At 58.8% G+C, this 22,246-nt stretch carries 16 protein-coding genes; 3 read left to right on the forward strand and 13 right to left on the reverse strand.

Annotated features, from left to right (window positions below; genetic code table 11):
- Positions 1-60: 60 nt before the first annotated feature.
- Complete coding sequence (locus tag J2S96_RS16955) at positions 61-1,413, reverse strand: ParB/RepB/Spo0J family partition protein (protein ID WP_306866012.1); 1,353 nt, start codon at positions 1,411-1,413, stop codon at positions 61-63.
- A 1,132-nt stretch (positions 1,414-2,545) separates the two neighbouring features.
- Between J2S96_RS16955 and J2S96_RS16960 the strand changes: the two genes are divergently transcribed.
- From J2S96_RS16960 to J2S96_RS16970, 3 genes are read left to right on the forward strand one after another with little or no spacing between them, the layout of a single operon-like run.
- Positions 2,546-2,977, forward strand: a complete 432-nt coding sequence (locus tag J2S96_RS16960) for a LexA family protein (protein ID WP_306866014.1) — start codon at positions 2,546-2,548, stop codon at positions 2,975-2,977.
- Positions 2,970-4,268 carry a Y-family DNA polymerase gene (locus J2S96_RS16965; protein WP_442319939.1) on the forward strand — a complete coding sequence of 433 codons (1,299 nt, stop codon included), beginning with the start codon at positions 2,970-2,972 and terminating at the stop codon, positions 4,266-4,268. Before J2S96_RS16960 ends, J2S96_RS16965 begins: the two co-directional genes overlap by 8 nt.
- A gap of 39 nt (positions 4,269-4,307) precedes the next feature.
- A complete protein-coding gene (locus J2S96_RS16970; protein ID WP_306866017.1) occupies positions 4,308-4,622 on the forward strand; it encodes a hypothetical protein in 315 nt (104 codons plus the stop codon).
- A gap of 71 nt (positions 4,623-4,693) precedes the next feature.
- Here the strand turns inward: J2S96_RS16970 and J2S96_RS16975 are convergent, their stop codons facing one another.
- The 12 genes from J2S96_RS16975 to J2S96_RS17030 form a co-directional block, all read right to left on the reverse strand.
- Positions 4,694-5,008, reverse strand: coding sequence for a hypothetical protein (locus J2S96_RS16975; RefSeq protein ID WP_306866020.1), 315 nt, complete (start codon positions 5,006-5,008; stop codon positions 4,694-4,696).
- Positions 5,009-5,038: 30 nt separating this feature from the next.
- Positions 5,039-8,332 (reverse strand): SNF2-related protein, encoded by a 3,294-nt coding sequence (locus tag J2S96_RS16980; protein ID WP_306866023.1) that lies wholly within the window; start codon positions 8,330-8,332, stop codon positions 5,039-5,041.
- Positions 8,333-8,348: 16 nt separating this feature from the next.
- Positions 8,349-11,255, reverse strand: coding sequence for a DUF1156 domain-containing protein (locus J2S96_RS16985; RefSeq protein WP_306866025.1), 2,907 nt, complete (start codon positions 11,253-11,255; stop codon positions 8,349-8,351).
- Between the two features lie 9 nt (positions 11,256-11,264).
- The gene (locus J2S96_RS16990; protein ID WP_306866027.1) at positions 11,265-11,732 is read right to left on the reverse strand and encodes a DUF7680 family protein; all 468 of its coding nucleotides are present in this window, start codon (positions 11,730-11,732) and stop codon (positions 11,265-11,267) included.
- Positions 11,729-15,007, reverse strand: coding sequence for an ATP-binding protein (locus tag J2S96_RS16995; RefSeq protein ID WP_306866030.1), 3,279 nt, complete (start codon positions 15,005-15,007; stop codon positions 11,729-11,731). Before J2S96_RS16995 ends, J2S96_RS16990 begins: the two co-directional genes overlap by 4 nt.
- Before the next feature lie 8 nt (positions 15,008-15,015).
- Complete coding sequence (locus J2S96_RS17000) at positions 15,016-15,225, reverse strand: helix-turn-helix domain-containing protein (RefSeq protein ID WP_306866034.1); 210 nt, start codon at positions 15,223-15,225, stop codon at positions 15,016-15,018.
- 158 nt (positions 15,226-15,383) lie between these two features.
- Entirely contained in the window at positions 15,384-15,842 is a 459-nt protein-coding gene (locus tag J2S96_RS17005; RefSeq protein ID WP_306866037.1) for a hypothetical protein, read from the reverse strand.
- Between the two features lie 225 nt (positions 15,843-16,067).
- Positions 16,068-17,054 (reverse strand): hypothetical protein, encoded by a 987-nt coding sequence (locus J2S96_RS17010; RefSeq protein WP_306866040.1) that lies wholly within the window; start codon positions 17,052-17,054, stop codon positions 16,068-16,070.
- Between the two features lie 318 nt (positions 17,055-17,372).
- Complete coding sequence (locus tag J2S96_RS17015; RefSeq protein ID WP_306866043.1) at positions 17,373-17,963, reverse strand: recombinase family protein; 591 nt, start codon at positions 17,961-17,963, stop codon at positions 17,373-17,375.
- A 501-nt stretch (positions 17,964-18,464) separates the two neighbouring features.
- The gene (locus J2S96_RS17020; RefSeq protein WP_277799117.1) at positions 18,465-19,235 is read right to left on the reverse strand and encodes a ParA family protein; all 771 of its coding nucleotides are present in this window, start codon (positions 19,233-19,235) and stop codon (positions 18,465-18,467) included.
- A 713-nt stretch (positions 19,236-19,948) separates the two neighbouring features.
- Positions 19,949-21,583: a hypothetical protein gene (locus J2S96_RS17025; RefSeq protein WP_306866048.1), complete on the reverse strand. Its 1,635-nt coding sequence runs from the start codon at positions 21,581-21,583 to the stop codon at positions 19,949-19,951.
- A gap of 351 nt (positions 21,584-21,934) precedes the next feature.
- A complete protein-coding gene (locus J2S96_RS17030; protein ID WP_306866051.1) occupies positions 21,935-22,126 on the reverse strand; it encodes a hypothetical protein in 192 nt (63 codons plus the stop codon).
- Between the last annotated feature and the right edge of the window lie 120 nt (positions 22,127-22,246).

Raw genomic sequence — 22,246 nt, forward strand, 5'->3', positions numbered from 1 at the left:
CCCGCCTGTGGTGATTGGCTGGGGCCTTGCCGGGCGGTGGGTCCGCCCGGCAAGGGGTCTTTATACCGCTGGTTCGTCCTCGACCGGTTTGCCGCTGTCGATGATGATCTGCTCAGTTTCCGATGCGGTGTAGCCCCAGAGGACCAGTTGGTTCAGGTAGTCCCGGTGGGTCTGGGACGGTGAGCGCCACGAGTCTTTTTGGATGGTCTTTTCGTACCCTGCGCAGACCAGAGCGATCAGGCCGAATTCCGGGCGGGCGGTGGTTTTTGCGACGTGGTCCCGGAGGGGGTTCCATGCCCACTGGTTGGATTCCCCGACCTTGGCTCCGACCATTTCAGCGGCCACCTTTCCCTCGTAGCCGCTGGCGGTTTCGGGGTGGTGGGTGATCGCGTGGAGGATGAAGTACTGCCAGCCTTTGGGGGCCTGCTTCTTGGCCAGCAGGTTCTTGACCCATTCGCGGCGGACGGTGGTAGCTGACTGCATCAGCTTGTTGTTCTCGATCAGGGTTTTCCGTTCGGCCTTCTGCTCGTCGGTCATGGGCCCTTTCGGGGCCGAGGACGTGCCGTAGCCGCTGTAGTAGCGGAGCGTGAAGCCCAGGTCTTTCCAGCCGGTCACGACGGCGACGGCGGAGCGCTGGCCGCGATAGTCCGTCTCGATGTAGACGGCGTTGCCATCCTCGTCGGTGGCCGGTTCCCCGTCTGCCCTTTTCAGGGACGTAACGCGGAGCGTTTCGCTGTCCTCTCCGTACCCGCATTCGGGAACGACGATGGTTCCGGCTGCTTCCAGCTCTGCGGTGAGTGCTGCCAGTGCGGCGGCGCGGTCGCGCTTGTCGCGCAGCTGCTGGGTGACGTGCAGGAGCATGTCGGGTTCGTCCATGATGACCGACTCGAGTTCGGAGGTGGCTTCCTCGTCGTCCTCAAACTCAGCCAGAATCAGGGCTTCTTCGATGGTGTATCCCTTGCCCAGGGCGGCGGCTCCGGTCTCGGTGGACTTGGCTTTGAGGGCGGATTCGACGGTGGTCTTGGTCCGCCCGGTCTTCTTGGCGATCGCGGCCGCTGAAACGCCGATCAGGGACAGCTGGTGGTAGGCGTCGGCCTCGTCAGCTTCGGTCAGTTCGGCGCGCTGGATGTTCTCCACCACCTGCGTGACGATGCGTTCGGCTTCCTCGGGGGACTCGATGATCATCACGGGGATCAGGGGCCGTCCCGCTTCGACGGCGGCGCGGGTGCGGCGCTGGCCCATCAGGACGTGCACGGTTCCGTCGTCCTTGCGGTGGGCGATCACGGGTTCCATCACGCCGTGTTCCTTGATGCTGGCAATGAAATCGCCAGTCAAGGCAGCGTCCTTCCGGACGTTGACGTCAACGGTCAGGGTGGCCGGGTCAAGCATTTCAAGCGTGGGTGTTGCGTTCATGGTTTTTGTCCTTGCAGAGACGTGGAGGGTGGGGGCGGCCATGGTGACCGGCCAGCTTCCCTCTCCCCCGTTGTTTTTTGGTTGCTGGCAAGCTTGCTTGCTCGGCGGCCGACGGAGCCCTGTCTACCCGCAGGGCAAGGGGCGGGAAATTCCCGGAGGAAATAAGCGAGGAACGAGCGCCGGAGGGATATTTCCTGCACCGCAGGCCCCGACGAAGGAGGGGCTAGACGGGGTGGAGCGGACGCCTAAAATCCGAAGGACAGCAACCAGAAAACGTCGTAGACAAGACAGGGCCAGGGGGTCCGGAGCTCTGCGACGGCGCACCCTGGACCCAACAGCCGGCCGCGCCAGCGGACGCCCAACAACTGGTTGAAGCGCAGCGGAAACCAGGGCTTTCGGACGAAACTTTGTACTGCCCCCGTCACCGGCTGCTCCCCCCGGGCCGGTGACGGTAGGGCCTAAATCTCCGGCGTAAGCCTCTATGTGACATGCTTGAAAGCGTAAGCAGCAGGATGTTTACCCGGCTGAGGGTCCGTATTCCAATGGAATTCGGACCCTCAGCTTTCCCGCCGACCGCAGGCTGCCTCCGCTGCGACGGTGCTGCCAGTTGCAGCGGACGTCGGGAGGGGCGGCAACCGGCGGGACTTCTTTCATAGAGGGCGATATGGGACTACGAGGGTTTTTCCGAATCCGGAGGACGACAGCAGCAGATACAGCTGTTGCTGTCGCCGCTGGGGGAGATTCAACGGAGACGGAACCCTTGACGGCTGATCAGCTGGCGGATCTGCAGGCGGCATGGTCAGAACTGACCGAAGCAGCTAAGGCTTCCGGAGTGAAGAATATTCACGCTTGCACCCGTAATGGTGAGCCGTGGCAAGGGGACGCAGCGGCCGTCCGCGGCATAGCCTCCACGCTCCGCAACCTGCGTGACGAGGGAACGACTCCCAATCCCTAACGAAGACGCGTCAGACGGCATAGCCAATAGCCCCTAACGGGCGGTCCTCTCCTCTGCCCTGCCTTTGTTTCCTGGCCCCGTGGATCTTCAGACGAGCCGTCGGGGCTTCCGGCACCCATTGTCAGCCGTGGCGCGTACACTGATTAACTCGAACATATATTCGAATGAAGGTGTGTTGTGGGCGTCATTATCGGTCCCCGCGTGATAGACGCGGGCGTTTCGTTGTTGTCGGTCCTGGTCTCCCCCGTGCCGGTCGCGGCGGGGTTCCCGTCGCCGGCCCAGGACTACTTCGACGGCCGGATCGACCTGAACGCGCACTTGATTAAGGACGTCACCAGCACCTACGTGGTGCGGGTGTCTGGCGAGTCCATGACAGGCGCCGGGATCAGCGACGGGGACGAGCTGATCGTGAACCGCGCGCTGGAGCCGCACGACGGGGCCGTGGTCGTCGCTGTCCTGGACGGGGAGCTGACGATCAAGCGGCTGCGGATCACCCCCAGAGGCGTGATCCTCCGAGCGGAGAACCCGGCCTACCCCGACATCAATGTCCCGGCCCTGTCGGACCTGACCATCTGGGGTGTAGCCACCAGGTGTTTGCACCATGTCTAAACCGGCCCTGATGCGGCACATGCCGCAGATAGCTCACGTGGATGTGAACTGTTTCTACGCCTCCTCGGAACGCGCGTTCGACCCCTCCTTGGAGGGGCGACCGGTGATCGTGCTGTCCAACAACGACGGTTGCGCTGTCACCCGCTCCCCCGAAGCCAAGGCCTTGGGCATCGGCATGGGCGATCCCTGGTTCAAGCTCGCCCCGCGGGCGAAGGAATGGGGCCTGGTCGCACTGTCCAGCAACTACGAACTGTACGGGGACATCAGCGCCCGGGTCATGGAGCTGCTGGGCCGGTACTCTGCCTGGCTGGAGGTCTACAGCATCGACGAAGCCTTCCTCGGCGTCAAAGGCTCCCCTGCAGAGCTGCTGGCGATGGGCCGGTCGATGAAAGCGGCCGTCCGGCGGAACGTCGGAGTGCCGGTCTGCGTCGGGATCGCGCCCACGAAGACGTTGGCGAAGCTGGCCAACAAATGGGCGAAGAACAACAAGGCCTTCGACGGGGTGTGCCACTGGGACTCCGTCCCCGCACCGGAGCGGGAGGCACTGCTGGGCCGGCTGTCCGTCGAGGAAGTCTGGGGCATCGCCGGGCGCCTGACCCGGCGGTTGAACGGGATGGGTATCTTCACCATCGCCGACCTGGTTCGGGCCGATCCGGTGGCCATCCGGGACAAGTTCAACGTCGTGGTGATGCGTACCGTCCTGGAACTGCAGGGCACACCCTGCATCCCCATGGAAGAGGAACGGATCGGGCGGGACCAGCTGATCTTCTCCCGCTCCTTCGCCAAACCCATCACCACCGCGGCGGGCATCCGGCAGGTCATGAGCGTGTACGGGCAGCAGGCCTCAGCGCGGCTGGCCAAACACGGTCTGCAGGCCAAGGTCCTGACCGCATTCGCCGGCACCTCACACTTCAACCCCAAAGACACCTCATACCCGTCCGTGTGTGTGCCGTTACCGATGCCGACCGCCGACCCGGTGATCCTGACCAAAGCCGGGCACGCCCTCCTGCCCAGGATCGTTGAGGGCGTCAGGTACGCCAGGGCAGGGATCATGGTCACCGACCTGCGCCCCTCCGGCAACCAGGCACCCCTGTCCCCGTTCGAAAACCCCCACGAGGAACGGCACATCGGGACCCTGCTGGAGGACGTCACCCGCCGCTACGGACGCGGGTCCATCGGCCTGGGCCACGGCGGGATCCGGGGCGGACCGGACTGGACCATGAAACGGGACATGCTCTCCCCCAGATACACCACCCACTGGGATGAACTCCCCCTCGTCAAAGCCGCCTAACCACCCCACCCCAGCACCACCCAGGAAGACAACAAGCACATGACCATCACCCCAGAAGCTCCTACCCTCAACGCCCCGGTGGACGTTCGCTTCACCAAGGCCGGCACTCCCCTGGCCGTCCGCTATGACGGACGCATTTGGGCTGTCGCTGAAGAACCCGTGCGCTGGTTCACCAGGGACTCATGGTGGGAAACCCGCCGAAGCGTTCCCGTAGGCGTCGGGAACGTCGTCGATATCGAACACTGGCGTGTTCAGGTTCGCCTCGGCGGCTCGGACTCGCCGCTACGGACCTTCGAACTGCGCCGCGAACCCCTGACTGAACAGTGGCTGCTTGAGTACATCACTGACATCTGAGGCCCGAAGCACGCACGTGCGGGGAAACTGTGAGCCGGACAACATTGCGCGGCCAACGTGCCGCTCAATACCTAGAGTTTGTCGATCCAAGTCTCTTCTTCGCGGTCGTCCCAGGAAGACCCAGTTGTACTGGGCTTTCCTTGTGCTCGTTGCTCGATTGTGTTGAGCACGCGCCGAACTTCCACCGCGTGGAGCTCACGTAATGATGCAATGTCCCGAATGACAACGGAATTGATCAGTGCTTTCCGCTCCCCTTGCTCCGAGATACCTGCCCTGTCGAACGCTTCACGTATCTGCTGTACCTGTTCACTCCGAATTGGCAGATCCTGATGTAAAGCAGGTGCTGTATCAGTCGGGATATCAAAGAGTCCTGGGGCTTCGCTCACGAAGAGACATCTTATCTTCGGGGCTTGTGTCTACACGTCCATGTCGTTCGGCTGAACCGGCAGGATGTCGGCCAATTGCGGGGTGCCGTAAGTCAGGAGCATCAGGTTGGGGTCGTCGCTAACGTCCCAAGCCTCGCGGTTAAAGGTAACCCGGACAGTCTGCACCGCATTCCGGGGGCTCAAGTACGCTTGGGCGTCCGGCTGACCGGAGTGACAGTCAAATGATGTTGCAGAGTGCCTTCCAGGGATGGTCAAGCGGTAGATTCTGGACGTTGGCTCCTCCAGTGTCAGGAGCCGGCTGGTGAGTGCATTCCGCGTCAGCAGCAGTTCGATGTCCGACAGGCCCGTTTCACCGACCAGTTTGGGTGGAGCGTGAACACGCCCGGTGACATCGGGGGCGCTTCCGAAGTCGTCCTTTTTCAGGGGCTGGTCTCGAAGCTCGCCCGCTTGTTGGCGGATGTAGTCCACTTGCTGGGCCACGTCATCCAAAGTGAGTTGGACAGACATCGCGAGTTGCTCGATAGCTTTTTCTACGTTTGCTAGCACGGGCGCTGCTTCGCCAACGATGTTTGTGAAGTCGCCGTAGTCTTGTGCGATGCCCTTGTAAACCTGTTCCTCAACGGTATCGGCGTAGAAATAGTTAGTTATCTTGATGTCGCGGTAGGTGGCACCAATACGGTCGATCCGGCCGATGCGTTGCTCAACGCGCATGAGGTTCCAAGGCATGTCGTAATTGATGAGGCGTCCTGAAGTTTGGAGGTTCAGGCCCTCGCTCATGGAGTCCGTACCGATGAGCACAGTAAGTTCGCCATTGCGAAAGCGGTTCTTGATGTCGGACTTTGTGACGAGCGTCCAGCCCTTGGAGGAATGATCATAAATTTCTCCTCCACGACCGGAGTAGCACCCGATCCTATGGTTTCCGGCCAGAATCATTCGCTCTCGTACGTAGTCCATAGTGTCGGTGTACTGAGTGAATACAACGATGCTGTCGTAGGTCATAAGGGCCTGATTGACGTCTTGCACAAGCTGGCTCGCTTTAGTGTCCTCGCCTGTGATGGTGTCTAGCTCGTTCAGGAACTTCCTAAGTTCATTGATCTCATCCCGGAGCCTGTCAGCCGACACGTCAAACTCTTCTGGGTCGAAGAGTTCGATGTCTTGGCGGTCGTCCTCCGTAAACAGCTCCCCCAGATCTTTGCCGTTTTCGAGTACGTCAAGGCGACGCTGGAGCGACTTCCTTATGGCCTCGAACGAGGATGTTAGTCGGCGGCGGTAGACCGTCATGATGAATCCGAGCGCCTGCTTAGTTTCTTTCTTGTAGGCGTTGTAGTGACGGCGAATGTATTCCTCGATGCGCTCATAGAGCTTGCGCTCGTTAGGTGCCAGTGCGATGAATTCATCGTTTACCTGCCGGTAAGGAATGATGACTGACTCCGGGATGATTCCAGCTGCCTGATACTCCCGCAGGGTTTGACGAGTGTTGCGAAACACTCGGTCACGCATCGGGTTGTGCCTGCGCAGCCATTTGTCCATCCATTCGGATGTCTCATTGGGCATTTGGGACAACATGTCCGCGGAGGGTTCATTGTCCGAAAGATTCAGAACAGCAAGCGAGCCTACCCAACCAAGCACCGACTCCACCTCCGCCCTAAGCTCGTTATCGTAGTCAGCGAGCGGATCCGAGAAGTAGTCGCGCAGCATTTCACACATCAGGGCCCAGCCTCGCACTCTTGGGTTTATCCCTAGCCTGGTGAAGTACTCCAAGAAGAAAAACGCCTGTTGTCCCCATTTCCCTTTCAACCCCAGTAGAGAAATGAGGTCCCAGGCCTCGTGGGCATTCATCTGCATCGGGGTCGCCGTCGCTAAGTAGAGCGCGCGCCACATGTCCTGATCACGCATTTCTAGTAAGAGTGCGAGCAACGAGTTAGGCGTATCCGTTGGTTTGGATCCGCGACGTCTAGCGTGGTGCGCCTCGTCCACTAGAACTATGTCCCAGGGGCCGGCGTCCAGAATCTGCCTTCGGCGGTCGCGGCGACGTGCCAAGTGGCTGGAGGCGAGGACGATTGGGAACGCTGACCATGGATTTGCGGCAGCGTCCACCTCAACCGGCTGATCGAATCTGTCAAGAAATCCACCCCTATCAAACCTGGGCACGTCAAGGTTCATCTTTTCGTGCAGTTCCTCCTGCCATTGCTTCATGACAGACGCGGGAACCAGCAGAAGGGCCTTCTTTGCTCTACCTGAGGTGAACAGTTCGCGGATGACAAGACCGGCCTCTACGGTCTTGCCGAGGCCAACCTCATCAGCAAAAAGGTATCCGCGCGGGAAGGTTGAAACCACACGATTGATGAGTTCGGCCTGATGCGGCAGCGGTTGGACCCAGGCTGTACCTACACCTGTATAGGCCGACTTCCTGGGAGCCTGCGCGAAATCAACAAGCTCCTGCCATGCTGCTGTCGCATCAAAATCCACTTCTCGGGCCGGTCCGTCCCGCTCCTCCTGCTCGGCCCGTTCATCCTCTGGCGCCGGCGGCAGGGGGAGCGTCCGCGGCGCGTGCTCGATGAGATGCTGGCGTACAGCGGACGGAAGGTCAATGACCCGCCACCCAGGATCGGCTTCTCCCTCCCAGTGTTTTTCGAAGTCATGGACTTTCTTTTCCCCGATGAACTGCCATATCTCGCTCCGCCAGGAGGGATAGACGTCGAATGTCTCGTGGTTCTTTGTCCAGGCGGTAACGGATGCATTATTTGAACCATTGAAGGCCACCCGATTGCCATGGCGATCAACGAAGATGCCGTACTTCGTGTGGAAGTATCGACCCGACTCCTGGTGCGTCAGTAGCCGCCCGCGGGCGTCGTGAGGAATACCAACCCGGATCTCCAGTCGATCGTTGGCTACCATCCAAGCGAGTACTCCAAGATGCTCGTGCTCAACGATCTTTGCGCCCTCGATCTCCGGGTCAGCGAGTAACCTGGCAGCCACCACCTCATCAAGCGGTTGCCCCGCGAGTACCGCATCGACGTCTTGCTGCATGAGCTGCGCCCCCACAATGAGCCGCATTCGACCGCCATTTGCAAGGAACCGTGCCGTACCCTGGGCCGCCAGCTGAAGCTCAGCTGCGGACCAGTAACCCACGGCACGATCGTATGAAGTTGCCCGCGCCAGCATCGGAAGGTAGAAGTCATCGAAGGGGTGATCGTCTGGTGAGTACGACCCTTTGACTTCGACGTCAGTAAAGGAGTCTGCCGTTTGGTTGGAACGTGACGCGACATTGCTGGGCGTTTTTGTTTCCCCCGTCACTGCATCTTGCAGCATTCCTTCCGCCATGTCGTCTCCCACCTCACTACATCTCGAAGAGTGTGGCGGTTGGTTCAGTTGCAACTACCGCCAGTTCCTCGGCTTCCGGCAGCGAAACGTCAGGGAAATACAGGGTGCAAAGCGTGTCAAGAAGTTCTGCTTCGGGTACTACATAAGTGCCCTTGATTTTTGTGCGCGGGACGGCGTTAACGAGCCCCTGCAAGGTCGAAACAAAGGCACCATCGCCTGTATACCCGTGGCGGTCCAGGAAGCGCTTCACTGCCTGGGTCCCGTCGACAGCGGCAATATAGAGTGCAGTGTCTACGGCATCAATTACATATTCGAATGCTTCGGCGTCCGGCCGTACGCCTGGCAATGCACTGTCGGCGGTTCGTCGAAGTCGCTCATGGGGAGCTAGAAGCGTCACCATTCCCGCACTCTTCGAGATGATTTTCGCGCGTTCAAGACTGTCCACATCCAACCCACCGACCGCGAGTGCCAGGAGGCGCGCGGTATCGAACGGGAACTGGCGTGCGCCGAAGATATCCCATGCCATGAGGACAAAGTCCGTCAGATCATCGACCTTCGGAGCATTCCCAACAAGTCGTGAGCGACGCAGATCGACGACTTCCTCACGTGCGATATTGAGCGCGTCTTCCGGTCGCAGGAGTTGGTCACGTCCGTCGGCGTCGGGTGTTGAAGAGTAGACGGGCCAATGACGAGAAATGACTGACAATGTTGGCCCATATGTAGACAGCAATAGGTCAACCCCGTCAATACCGTCGTGCTGGAAACGCTGGGCAGCATCACGAGCGGCTTGGCGAATATCCTGCTCGATGTCATCAAGATAGGACTGGACGCCGTCGTCCCGATCGTCCCGTTTGCGGCACACGAGCATGATTGTCGATGCGGCAGAGTTCATGTTCGCTTGGTGCAAGGAGGTTTCAGCTTCAGTGTTCACCGGCCACGACGTTTCGATAGTGAACCCAGCCTGCAGGAGGCCCATACCAAGGGTGTCCCATGCCTCGGCACGCTTGTGCGTGAACATCACCGACAGGACGCCATCATCGCGGAGTACACGACGAGCTTCACTAAAGATGGCCGTCATCTTTGTTTCATAGTCCAGATCGGCAAGCTCTTTCTTCCGCCGACCAAGGGCTGCGAAACGAGCAAGGTTTGCGACAGCTTCGTTATCCTTGTCGCTGAGCTCATCACCGAAAAACTCCGGGACAAGTCGGCCGAGCGTCCGTTTCTCCCATACGTAAAAGAAGTCTGCCAGCTCGGCGTACATCACGTTGTCATAGTAGGGAGGATCCATGCAGATGTGTGCAATTGACTTCGCATCGAGAGCGAGGTCTGTGGCGCTTCCCTGCGTTACCGTTACCTTGCGCTCCAGTGGTTCTTGACCTTGGTAATCGACTGCTCCGGTCTCATCCAGGAGTCGGGCAATTCCGCCGTAGGCATCGAGCAATTGATCCAAACACCAGGAATAAAGCGCGGTGGCACCTTCAAACTCAGCAAAGGTCCATTTGAAGGCAAAGTCGTGACGCTCGAATACGCTGCGCATAACCTGTTTGCTTACATGCCACGATCCAAGGCGTGAATTGTAATTCAGCGCCTTGCCCTGCATAAGAGCCAACTCGAAGAGCACATCGTCGGCACGGTCACCTAGGGCCGCCCGAACTTCCGGGATTAGGTTTGCGAACTCTTCGCCGAATGTCCCGTGCACGAGAGCTTGCCTGGGCGAGAAAAAATCAACCCATCGATCCAATCCATAGTGCTTGGGGCGAAGGTCGTTGCCCTCCGGGAATTCTTCGGTCGGAAGGATGCCCTCCATAAACCATCGGTCCCTGAGACTCTCGAATTCGCGGTCCGCCTTCTCGACGGCATCAAGATCGTCCTGAGTCGGGGCACGGAATGTCCGTTCTCCGCCAGCGGTCTTGACGGACAACGCGTAGAGCATCTGCGTCATGCGGCCGCCTTGGGCTTCCGCTTTGATGTATTCTCCGTCGATGACAAGATTGTCGTACGGCGAGATTGCCTTCCCGCGGCCCGTAGTACCGACGGCGGCATCTTGCTTGTCAACGCTCGTTCCCAAAACCACTTCGAACTCAGGCTGAGAAAGCTGCACACCGTCGATCTCTGTAATTAGTCGAACGGCTGCTTCCTTGCCAGGGACCTTGCGTAGCCACTTGTCCGGCAGCAGTGGCACCGCACGCCCGGTCCGCGGGCAGGTGATTGCGTTCACCCAGATGTAGGCAATGACTCTTTCGCCGGCATTCAACGGGAAAAAGGACTTGAGCCTCTTTTCTGTGCGGGAAATGAGAATGTTGCCCCAGTGTTTGAGGTCATTCCCAAGCGCAGAACCGTGCCTCGCGGGCACTTGAACTCCGGCCTTTAGCACGCTCGCTGCCACACCATTCAGGTCATTGGCGAAGGCCGGCAGTCCCAACCTGCTTGCCGCCCAGGGGATAGAGCCACCCCCGGCGGTAGGGTCTGCAACCGTGGGGAGTTCTCCCCACGTTCGCCGTAGTACTGCGTGGAGCAAATCGATGTCCTGCCGGGGAATGGCATTACGAAAAGCCTGCTTATACCCGTAACCATTGCCCTGGAGCTTCACTCCTGCGGCGTTGGCCGCGTCGATAACCTTACGGCCGTGCACCGGGTCACCCCAGATTCCCACCAAGTGAAGGAGCCAGCGCCGATACGCGGCTTCATTTGACAGTTCGGGAGCGTCTGGAAATGCAGCGGCTAGATCGTCATCCCAAGTTGGCAGGAGGCCGGCGATCGCGACAGCAGCGGAGGCCACTAGTGGACGCCGGGCCCACCATATGTGGAGAAAGGAGAGCGGTGGGAGAGCTGATGCGGCTCCCCGCTCTCGGCGGGATTCTACGCCTAGTTCAGCAACGGGCAGCCAGTCTTCAATAAGCAGGCGAGCTTTTTGTACAGTCACGATGTTCTCTCAGTCGTCCGCTAGAAGGGTCCGCAGCGCACGGCGCGCCCGGTTGGCTTCGACGCCAATGCACTTCGAGTACCAGTAGTAGGTCTCCTCTGTGCTCATGGAGTTGATGCCCGCGACCAAGGCGCGGACGCGTGGATGCTTTGTGACGGGCTGGGTGGCCAGCAGGACAAGTGCTAGCCGCACACCGTCAGCTTCAGTGAGTTGGATGGGCTCTCTCCGAGTGAAAGCTAGCAAGCTTGGTGCGTGGCCGGAGTTCCGGACTGCGGCAAACAGCGCGTCGACGATCCTGCCGGTCTGTCCCGGGGTTGCCCTCGTGACGGTCGCGGCTAGCGTGTCACCGTAGGTCTCCTCAAGGCTGATTCCATAGGTGTCACCGCGCCCATGAATCACTTTGAGCCGGAACGCCCGAGCCCCAGTCACGGGGAGTAGAGAGCGCTGCACTGATCGTGATCGCTGGAGTAGTGTCATTTGCTTACCTCCGCCGCCATCGTTGTGTGCTGGATCAAGAGGTTTTTGATGACGGTGTGGATCTGGCGCATTTCGGCATGATCGCCCTCAACGGCGGGGCTGAAGTTAATTTCCAAGGTGAGATCTCCCGCTACCTTGGTCGAGCTTCCCAGAGCCTTCTTGATTTGGTTGTATGCCGCTTGGAAGTCCTGTCTCTGGGCAGCCCCAGAAAACGCAAGCCCTCCCCCCGACAGTCCCTTATATTCAGCTCGAATCATTGCCCTGACTGTGATGTTGTGCTTTTGGAGCATCCCAAGCGCAGCCACGGCCAGGTCTATGTCCTTAGTCCCAGTAGCTTCGTCAGCGGAAACCTTGATGGTGAGACGGCTGATTGTCTGAATCGTAAAATCGGAAACTTGGTCGACGATGCTCTGAAGGGCCGCCCCGCCTGGGCCGGAAGCGCTGAACGTCTTGCTAGTCAGGACCCGGGTGGGCACCTCAACGCCGAGACGATCTGCCTCCTCGCGGGCCAGGAGGATCAATCCGTCCAGCCCTCTGTCCTTGATGGCACTAGGTGAGAGAGCACGGACGCCTGCAGCAGGCTCGGTGTCGAGGACGGCGAACCACTTGTAGTCACTCGCTTGAACAGCGGTGGCGAGCAGTTCGAGGACTTCCGTTTTTGATGGCTCGCCGCCGCACTCAGCTTCGAGACGGCCTCGCACTTCTGCTCCAGTCAACCGTTCTGAGGTAAGGATCGCGCGGAGATCAGTCTGCGTAGGCTTTCGGACCAGTAGCCCCCGGCTCTGAGCCTCAGCCGTCGTCATGATCTCGGTGTCATTGGCGAAACCGATGGTCATGCCGGCCATGGTGTGAGCCGTGTAGGACTTGCCATTTCCACCGTCGTAGTAGACCCATCCTTCGTTCTTCACCCCGTTGATGATGGCTTCACGAATAAGCGCTGGGTTCCGGACGATTTGGATGCTGTGATCGGTCCAGAAAAAATCAACGATGGCGGAGGTCGTCGATGATGGAGTATTTGGCCAGGTCTTGGACTTGAGGTAGGCAGCAGTGAAGGGCTCGGACCGGATTTTGCCCTCATCTTCGAGGAGGGTTATCACGGCTGAAGTGGCGTTCTTTGGGTTTCCCTGCGCTTGGGTGGGCAACTCGCGGTGTCGGAGGTAGCTAGTGCTCCTATCTCCGTAGGGATAGTAGATGTGTTTGTAGCAACGGTTGACCGCAATTCGGGCATCAAGAGCCGCCTGCTTTTGGAAGACCTCTACCTTATTGCGGACCTCCGGGCTGAACTGGCTGAGCCGGGCAGTATCGGACCACAGGCTGTCCGCGGCGATGCGAGCACGGGCGCGATCTTTCAGTGCTTCTATCTGATCACTGTCAGCAAGCGCGAAAACGATTGAATTGCGGAATTTGCGAGGGGCGCGGACCGAGCCAGCCTTATCGATCATGTCGATGACGAGGCTGGGTGGAGCGTCAGCGTTTTTGGTCTCTACGGTGACCACCCGATAGTCGAGGACGGCAACCCGAAGACTGGGCTGGTCCACGATGTCTACGGGGCCGTTTGGGAAGTGCACGGCAACAGCACCAGCGTCGTTGGCGAAGGCATTCACGATGAGACTGTCGACCATCGCAGCTACGGCTGTATTGGCGACGTTGCGTTTTTCAGTCTCGATAATGGCGTTTACGTTCGGCTCGATGTTGAATCGCCACCGGGCTCCATCGAAGGATAGGTGCCAAAACTTCTTTTCGGACTCCGTCAGGGCTTTCTCGAAAATTGTGGCATCTTCGCCAGGACGGAGGGTGCCCACGATCCAGTCGTTGCGGCTGGCACCTGCTGTGGAGACCATCTCAAGTGAGTGCGTGAAAACGGTTCGTGCCACCCGGGTGGCATAGCTGGGCCTGCCTGGGAACACTTCTTCATCGACCGCTGCGGCGTGCGAGTTGGGGCCTGCGAAGTCACCCACGGCGACTGAAGCAAATTCGCCTCTTCCAAGGCCATCGGTCAGGTGGTTGAGGACCGGTTCGTTTGCGTAATCGAGATCGCCAATGTTGATTACGGCGGCATCCAGGTCAGTCGCATAGATGTTCGCGACAACTTCTGCAAGTAGTTTCAATGCGCCACGTGCGCGCTGGAACTGAGTGATATTACCCAGACGCTTGTCGAGTACCCGCACCAGCTCGGGATGGAACGGGTACGTCTTGGTCAGCAGTTCACCGTACGTCGCGGGCCGTTCCGGGCCACCAGCCAGCGGCTCTGTCTTTCCCAGTGCTTCATAAAAGCTCTGGTATGCCTGGCCTGCTTCACGAGCGGCGGTCTCATCCACGGAGACAAAGAGTCGCTTTTTTAGTATCTCGCCGATTTCGTTGTCATCCGCGGGCTTAATAACGGCGGAGGGTTGAACCGACCTGGTAAGCACGTCGCCCGTTTCCGAAACGGCTGCCGTGGCAGCGGCGTCGGCTGCGGATCTATCTTCGTCGAGCAGTTCGGCGATTTCGGTGGTCTCCGCACCGAACGCATTGGTCGTGGCCGCAAGGGTAATGATGACTGAAACCCTATTGCTAGGGTCGGCTGCGACCTCGAACAGGTTGCCCAAAAACACCGGGATGGCGCGTGCCATGCGCCGTACATCTTCGCTGCCAGATGACGTGATGGCGCGGATGTACTTCGCAATTTCATCGATGATAACGATCGCAGGCTTACCGCCGAACGCGGCCTTTATCGTCCCGGTTCCGGGAGCTGTCCGGGCTGCATCGTTCGCTGCTAGCGCGGCATAGGCGTCCTCGCCAATTTGCGCTGCCAGTTCCCCCCAGAGAGTGTAAGTGCGGTGTCCGTTGGTCTCCACGCCGGCAGTTGGGTCTAGTGCGTCCCCGACGAGGGCGGCGACTTGAACCGGCTCATCAGGAAGAAGATTTGGGTCTAAGAAGTCAGAGATGTTAGCTGGGCGGGCACCCTTTGCAAGGTGATAGACAGCTGTGAGGCCATGGGTCTTTCCGCCACCGAAAGATGTTGTAGGGCGCAGGACACCGTTCTCGCCTGCCACTCCGCGTGTTCCGCTTACCCGGCCGAAAGTCTTGGTCAAGAGCGTCTTTAATCCGCTCGTTGGATAGGTATGAGCGAAGAACGACTCAGCGTCACCGTAGACCGGATAGTGCTCCGCATCACGAACCACCTTGTCCAACTGCGCCGCGAAGTGATTGTCGGCGAGCCCACCTTGAAGCACGTCGTCGCGCGGCACGCAGGCCTTCCGCAATGGAATTAGGCTTGATCCGTTGCTACTCATCGTGTCCCCTACTTGTCACTTACGTTCTCGCCAGCCGAGCCGGACGGCGCAGCGCCACCGCTGCGCACCCAGTCATCGACCTCGTGGGCCTGGAACTTCCAGAGCTTGCCCACTCTGTGAGCCGGCATGCTTTTTTCCGCAATCCAGGCGTAAACGGTGTCCTTCGAGACACCCAAATGCGCTGCAATGTCATCAGCCGACATCCAAGGTTCTGCCATCCCGGAACCTCCATTCGACTTGCCTCAGTGCGCGCCTCGCGCAGTCCAACCATACTGGTAGCGCGCGCTGAAGGCTGATTTGGCCCGGTTTCACCGGAAGTAGAGGGGAGGAGACGGAACACTCCGGCGCCGGTGACTCCTGATGACAGCAGCTGGAGTCATCTTTGAAACTTCTTCATAAACCGCTTGGCGCCCCGGTCCGCGATCACTCGTCGATCCCGGTCAACCCAAAAGACAGGAATTTCAAGCAGATCTAGCGAAGACTGGATTGCTTTTACGTATTCTCGATGGAGAGCAGTAGACGGTAGGGCAATCCCTCCTTCTGCGTTCTTTCGTTCAATCACGCTCATGGCCGTATACACCGCCCTTGCTACATGCATACGGACCTGTCCACCGTCGAAGGGAAGGCCATAGCGCGGTGTTCCTTCCTGCGAACTGCCCTCGCCCTTGGCTTCGACAATCAGGCGCTGACCAGCACAAGTAGCCACGATGTCCGGCCCGTGCCTTTTGCCAACTATGTAGCTTTCGATGTGCCAACCGTGATCGCGAAGATACCTTACTGTTGCGGCAACAACTTCGTTTTCCCAAAGTATCGGGCCCGTCTCATCGGCGTCCATCCACTCATCACCAAGTTCCGACTATGTATGGGTGGTGTCCGGTCTTAGCAAGAAGCTAAGCCGGACATTATCCGTTGGTTGAGTCTCTTGCTCTACTGTCGAAATCCTCCACTCGATGTGGAAAATTTCCGTGGTTATCCTTCAATTGGAAAGCCCATCGCCCCCCAACGGTGGGCTTTCTTAGTGCCATAGGCGCCCATGCGTGATTGAAGGCTTCAGTGAGACTCAGCCCCATCGATCGAATTGCTTGAGTACTTCAGAAAGCTGCCTGAGTTGTGCGTCAAACGCGTCTTCCTCCCCTTCATGAACTTTTACCCAGCCCCATGCCTCGCGGTCACCGAATTTGCGGAAGTCTTCCTCCCAAACGTTCGCTCCTGTCGAGTGGTTCCAAGCCCTCTCCCCCGCGTACGCGCCGCCGCAGGGTCTGGGTCTGGTCGGCCCTGGGAAGAGGAACTGCAGCGCCAGGGCCATCCTGTATTCCGCTCGGCGAGTGGCGGTTTCGAGTCCAGAGGGTTCGCCTATACAGTCTGCCAGCAGGTTCTCCAAGTCTGCTGAGACGAGTTGGCTTGCCGGGTACAGCCACCGCGTCCCCTCCCATCGAGGCATGGCCTTGGCCAATTCGTAGTCGATGACATAGTCGTCTTGCAATGCCAAAAGCGCCTGCAGGTCCCTGTCTACGGTTGGGTGCCTCCACGTTGGTTCTGTAGCTGCTCGGATGAAGACGTCCTCTCTGCCATGGCTTACGGCGATCATGGCTATCGCCCTCAAGAGGAGGAGAGCTGGATAGTGAGAGAGTTTCACCCATTTGTCGTTGTACGTGCCCGAGTTGAGGGTTCTGGCTTTGAGTAGTCGTTGAACGGCCCATACCCAGAGATCCGTATGGATGCGGTCCCTATCCAGCATCACAGCGGTGGCCACGAGTCGGACCAAAATGCGGCTAGCCTCGCGGAGTTGTAAGCAAGATTCTTGGTAAACCTGCGGAGCATCTTCACGTCTGCCCTCGGGGAAAAGACTGCCCCTGCTCTGAATCGTTTGCTGGACTCGATTGATCTCGTCATTCAAGAGGTCTCGGATCTCAATGAAAGACTCTCGATACGGAAGCAGCTTCTTCAACCGCACTATCGCCATTTCCTCCGTCAGCGGCGGCGAGGACAAGGCGTCCAGTGATTCGAGGCGGTGCACGAGGTCCGGGAAGAACTCGTCAGCTGTCATGCCAGGGACGACGCCCGCTCCGTGCTGGTGAGCTACGGATGCTGCAGTGGGCCCGAGGGCGGTCAAAGTCGACCAATAGAGGGGATACCTTCGTGATCGCCGGCCGCGTAGAGCATCGACAAGTGCATGATCCCAGTCGGCTACGTCGGAGCATACCTTCACTTGGTCCCCGTTCAGCCTTCCAACGAGTGTCCCACTTCCTTTGAAGCGGGATGCCCTTCGTGGGACGCTCTCCCCGGTCATCCGGTTCCTGACGGCCATTTCCGGCCGGCTGCGTAACTTTGGCGTCCCATAAGCTGTCCCAAAACCAGGGACGCGTTAGGCGGCTGCGGATGCGACTTCTGGGACGTCGTTCCTGCTAAGAGCCCGAGTCAATGACGAAACACTGACGCTAAGCCGGTCTGCCGTTTCCTTCAGAGTCTTTCCTTCGTTGCGCAGCTGCCGGGCCGTTTCCAATTTCCCTGGCGTCATCGACCGCGGGCGGCCGCCGAGCCGGCCTCGCGCTTTAGCTGCGGCCAGCCCAGCTTTCGTTCTTTCCGACAGCCGTGACCGTTCGTATTCCGCGAGGGAAGCGAACATGTCAAAGATGAGCTTGCCGTGGGCACTGGTCGTATCAAGCCAGGGTTCAGCCAGGGAGCGGAAGCCTATCCCCAGCTGACCCAGCACGGTGACGATGTCCGCAAGGTCAGAGGTACTACGTCCCAGCCTGGTCAGGTCCGCGACCAACAGCACATTGCCCGGCTGCAGATAATCCAAGCAGTCCTTCCACCGGGCCCTTGCCTGGGTAGCACCGGACGCGTACTCCTGAAAGACGCGCACCGCTCCGGCAGCTACCAAGGCGTCCACCTGCGAATCGAGTGATTGACCACGAGTGCTCACCCTCGCGTAGCCAACTATGTTCCTGGACACGTCAAAAACCCTCCCATTACCCTTTTGACCGATTTTCTTTTCGGCAACCAGTTTTGACTAAGAGTAGGAGTGTTTTTTCGACCTTTTTGGAGGCTTGCCGACGGTACGTCAGAAACGGTCGTTATTGACCCACCCCTCCGGGTCGTCGTTGGAGTCTAATAATTACGTCTTGACGTAATTATTTTTTGAGCCGATCCCTGACTGCTTCGTCTAAGAAGTCGATGATCGACAGTCCGTGCTCAGCCACATAGTCATCCATCTCGTCTCGAAGTTCGATTTCTATCTTTGAGGAGAACGGCTCCATCCGCCGCTTGCTCCGAGGGCGCCCCGGTCCCGGCCGCCTGTTTGAGGTTGACCGAGTAGCATCGCCTAGCGGTTCCCTAGGCTGAGCACGTAGAGGTTCCGTAGAAGGCGCTTGTTTGCTGTCGCTTCGCGAAGTTAAAACATCGACTACGTCCGCAGCGGGGGCCTTGCGGATTGCTGATTTTCTCTCTACTGGCATCAGTTGACTCCATCGATGTAGCGAGCATGCTCGACAAACTTTTCGGTCATGATTACAGCTCCCCTGCTGTTGAGCTTTGTAAGAGGCGCCCTGGAGCTAACAGAATCCTGCATTGCGGTCCTGAGCGGAAGGTGCGGACTCCTTACGTTTGGGCCATAGGCAGCCTCCAGTTCGCCAATTTGGAAGGCATGCTCGCCCGTGAGAGGCGAACTGGTCTTGTTGATGATAATTCCCAAGAACTCGAGTGCCGGGTTCAGGTGCGGTAGCGACTGCACCTTCTTTACTGTCTCCAGAAATTCGGTGACACCTTTAACGGAGAAGGCCGCAGGCTCCGTTATGGCTAGCACTCGATCAGCCCAGATAAGACCATTGAGCGTAAGACGACCCAGCGCCGGAGGCAGATCTATAAGAATGTGGTCGTATGCCGCCAATTCCTCCGCACCCCATGCGGCAGTTTTCAACCGCAACTCGGGAGTCATGATGCTTTCCGACTCCAGCCGCGCGAGCGATTCTGAACTAGGGATCAAATCAATACCAGGCCAAGAGGTCTCGGTGATGGCCTCACCCAGAGTGCCGGCCTCTCCCCCGTACAACACGTCGAAAATGTCGAACTCGCCAGTGCCTTCAAGTGCTTCGGTGACGTTGGCTTGAGGATCCAAGTCAATTATCAGCACCCTCTTTCCAATCAACTTCAGACCAGTGGCAAGACCGAGTGTCACAGAGGTTTTACCTACTCCGCCCTTTCGGTTCCCTATCGCAGTTACTTTCACAAGTCCCCTCAATCGCAATTAATAAATCTAGCCGTCTGTCAATCCGTCAATCCATCTATCTTTACGTCATGACGTATTTATTTAGATAGGCTCCGCTTCCGCGGCGCGTGGTGCACTGAGCCCGCGCAGCTTCCGTCTATCAATCTATCCGTCTATCTTTACGTCATGACGTATTTATCTCGGCGAGTCGCTCAATGGAGTGCTGAAGCGGCCCGCGCACGATGGGGGAGGGGGCATCCCTCCCCTCCCCTTTAGAGCGACCGGAAATCTATCTCCCCTCCACTTTGGAGCACTCCCGCCTTGAAGCAATACATCTATCCATCTATCTGTCCGTCATGACATATTTATTTCAGCGTTTACGACCCATGGAAAGCTGAAGTGCCCTGTAATACGCCTGGATCTGTGCGTATCGCTAGCGACAAGAAAACTGGGAGTAGACCACCCCAGTCTGACTGGCGCATAGACCAAAAGGCGTTAGCTGCATGCAATCATCTCCATCCCGGTCGGAGCGGCTATCGCTTGGGCGACCGATCGTCTCTACACTTGTCCGCCAGCGCGCCCAAAATAAATACGTCAAGATTGATTCTCTTGCTCCACCTGACGTTTAGCGGCCGGCTACGAGCGGGGGAAGTCTTAGCCGACTGTCCATAAAGGCCGAGTGCGCGGCCGATGGCCGCCAATATTGTGCCTGTTCGAGATCGTAGAGATACGTCTCAAGCCGCATGCCAAATTGCGGCATCATCCGGCGGTAGCCAATACTCGTCTCGTTCTGCGTCAAACACAACATTCTCTTCGACTTGAGGGGCCAGGAACCGGTCTAGGTAGGCGTGCCAAACAGCACGATCATGTCGGTTACGGCTGATCTGTTCGAGGTAGTCGTCCATGACGCCGAGTCGTGAGGCAATCATTCGGAGGTTGACTGTGGTGGTCCTCCACGTATGGCCCTGGCGCTGGATCATACCCAGAGTTTCCATCTCTGACAGCGCGGCCGAGCATGCATTCCTGCTGACACCAGTAGCCCGCACGAGGTCTGCGGTAGTGGGGGAGTGGCGGCTACGTTCGATTGCCTCATACACCAGTGCTGTGGCATCGCTTAGTGCCCGGAATACCGGCCGGACGGCGTGAATTCTACCCTTCCGCCATGTCAGTTCTCGGGCCAGTTGCTTGTACTGTTCCGGTAGTTGGATGAGGTACACGTCCGCGGCTTTGTAGCGGGCGTCCGCGATTTTTGTCAGGATCCCATCGGAGGCACTGACAAGGATCGGCAGGAGCCGCGCGATAGTGACGTGATGTTTTCCCATTGCGGCTGCCAGGGTACGACAACCGACGTCAAGGACGTCCGTTTCCTTGGCCCTCATGTAGCCCAATAGACCGCGAATCAGCAAGCGCAGGCTAATGCCTTGGCGGCCCTTAGCCTGCAGCCGGTGGTCAAGCACGGCGTAGAGGATATTTTCCAGATCGTTCACGAGCTGGTGAAGGCCGGCACTACTGAGTTTCCCCGCCCCCCCTGTGGTTAAAGTTTGGCTTGTGTTGTTAATATGGGCACTCTTTTCCCCGTGTTTCCTGGGGCGTGGTCTCTGCGGTGCTTGTGTGAAAGTAAACGCTTGGACTTTGGTCCACTCGTAGGGCAGGAGCCGCGCCCGGCGTTCCGGGGTTCCATAGAGGGCTGCCAGACCCGGGAACTGGCCGTGGAGCTCGTTCGCAACCTGGTTTAGGGACCAGCCGCAGGCGCTGAAGTGACCCAGCACGGCCATTCGAGCCTCGGACGGGCTCTTATACCGGGCCGTGTCATATAGCCCGGTACGGGCAACCCTGCGCAGAGGGGCCTCACTCCCCGAGGTCAAGGAGAGGTGCGGCAGTGTGCCAGTGCGCTGCGCGGCGACTGCCTTGACTGCCCGGGCATTGAGGGCTCGTTTCCGGGCCAGTTCCGGCGCCAAAGCAGCACGAAGCTTGAGCAGAGCGGCGACCGGGTTGCGGCGGCGCATGATGTCGTACGCCTTGGATAGAGGAGTGATCAGGGTTTGGTGACCACCAGACTTGTGCACCGACCCGGGAACACGGATACACCCATCCGTAGTGTTCTGGTGCGGACTAGGGTCAAGACTCATCGCCATCAACGCCAGTGCTTCCACCAGCTCCCTGGCTTCGGCCGCGTCCATCCGCTCCGCAAGGGGGATGTAGAGGTGTCGGCCGCCGCTTGGGGAGGAGTCTTCAACGAACGCCAGGCCGCAGGCCTGCAGGAGGTGCCGCAGCTTGGCCGCATCGGCGTCGACAACTTCTTTGAGCGCTTTAGAGGTGTCAAGGTCCAGACAGAGCGTTGCAACGTTGCCGTCCGAGCCATGAATCATGACTGCAGCGGGGGCTTTCGGCAGTGACCGGGTAATCTCTGGCGGGTTCGTTGGGCGTGGGTACTGGAACCTGGAACCGATCCAGCGACCGGTCCTGTAGGTAGATTGGCCGGCGATCAATGGAGCAAGCGCCCAAGCTTCAACCGGCGCCGGTTGTGGTGTATCTTTCGGTCGCGTCGTTGTTGACGCAGGTGGGTAGGGCTGTACCATAGACAGCAGTTACTCCTCTCCGGAGGGTACGAAAAATCCACCCACCAGGGTGGGTGTTGAAAAGTTCAGATCGTGTCCCGCCAAGAACGAGATCTGAACGGCTTACTTAACGAAGGCCCGCCATGTGCGGGCCTTCAGTTCTTAACTGGCCTTTGCGATAGGCAAGGCCTCCTGTAGAAGTTCGTCAAGATCCACGGTGTCCAGCCACTCAAGAAACACGTTGGTCACGTACGGACCAGGCTTCTGCCCGAACAGCGCAGCGAGCTGCCGGAGCTTGTTAGCCTTCTCTGGATCTTCAATCTGGAGGGCAACAGTCCATGGCTTCGAACTCACCTGAGACTGTGGCACCACTGGGCGCGTCGGCTTGGGCAGGTTAGGGACCATAGTGTGATTCTTGCGGTTAAAAAATAAATTAAGTGGGAGGCGCCGTCTCGGCGTGTCGCCGGGCTGCGT

Origin of the sequence: Arthrobacter bambusae (genome assembly GCF_030812595.1) — a bacterium.
In the GTDB taxonomy this organism is placed as follows: domain Bacteria; phylum Actinomycetota; class Actinomycetes; order Actinomycetales; family Micrococcaceae; genus Arthrobacter; species Arthrobacter bambusae_B.

Coding starts and splice junctions, on each gene's coding strand:
- J2S96_RS16955 (WP_306866012.1), bottom strand. CDS start 1,413: ATGAACGCAACACCCACGCTTGAAATGCTTGACCCGGCCACCCTGACC.
- J2S96_RS16965 (WP_442319939.1), top strand. CDS start 2,970: ATGTCTAAACCGGCCCTGATGCGGCACATGCCGCAGATAGCTCACGTG.
- J2S96_RS16970 (WP_306866017.1), top strand. CDS start 4,308: ATGACCATCACCCCAGAAGCTCCTACCCTCAACGCCCCGGTGGACGTT.
- J2S96_RS16980 (WP_306866023.1), bottom strand. CDS start 8,332: ATGGCGGAAGGAATGCTGCAAGATGCAGTGACGGGGGAAACAAAAACG.
- J2S96_RS16990 (WP_306866027.1), bottom strand. CDS start 11,732: ATGACACTACTCCAGCGATCACGATCAGTGCAGCGCTCTCTACTCCCC.
- J2S96_RS16995 (WP_306866030.1), bottom strand. CDS start 15,007: ATGAGTAGCAACGGATCAAGCCTAATTCCATTGCGGAAGGCCTGCGTG.
- J2S96_RS17000 (WP_306866034.1), bottom strand. CDS start 15,225: ATGGCAGAACCTTGGATGTCGGCTGATGACATTGCAGCGCATTTGGGT.
- J2S96_RS17005 (WP_306866037.1), bottom strand. CDS start 15,842: ATGGACGCCGATGAGACGGGCCCGATACTTTGGGAAAACGAAGTTGTT.
- J2S96_RS17010 (WP_306866040.1), bottom strand. CDS start 17,054: ATGACAGCTGACGAGTTCTTCCCGGACCTCGTGCACCGCCTCGAATCA.
- J2S96_RS17025 (WP_306866048.1), bottom strand. CDS start 21,583: ATGATTCATGGCTCGGACGGCAACGTTGCAACGCTCTGTCTGGACCTT.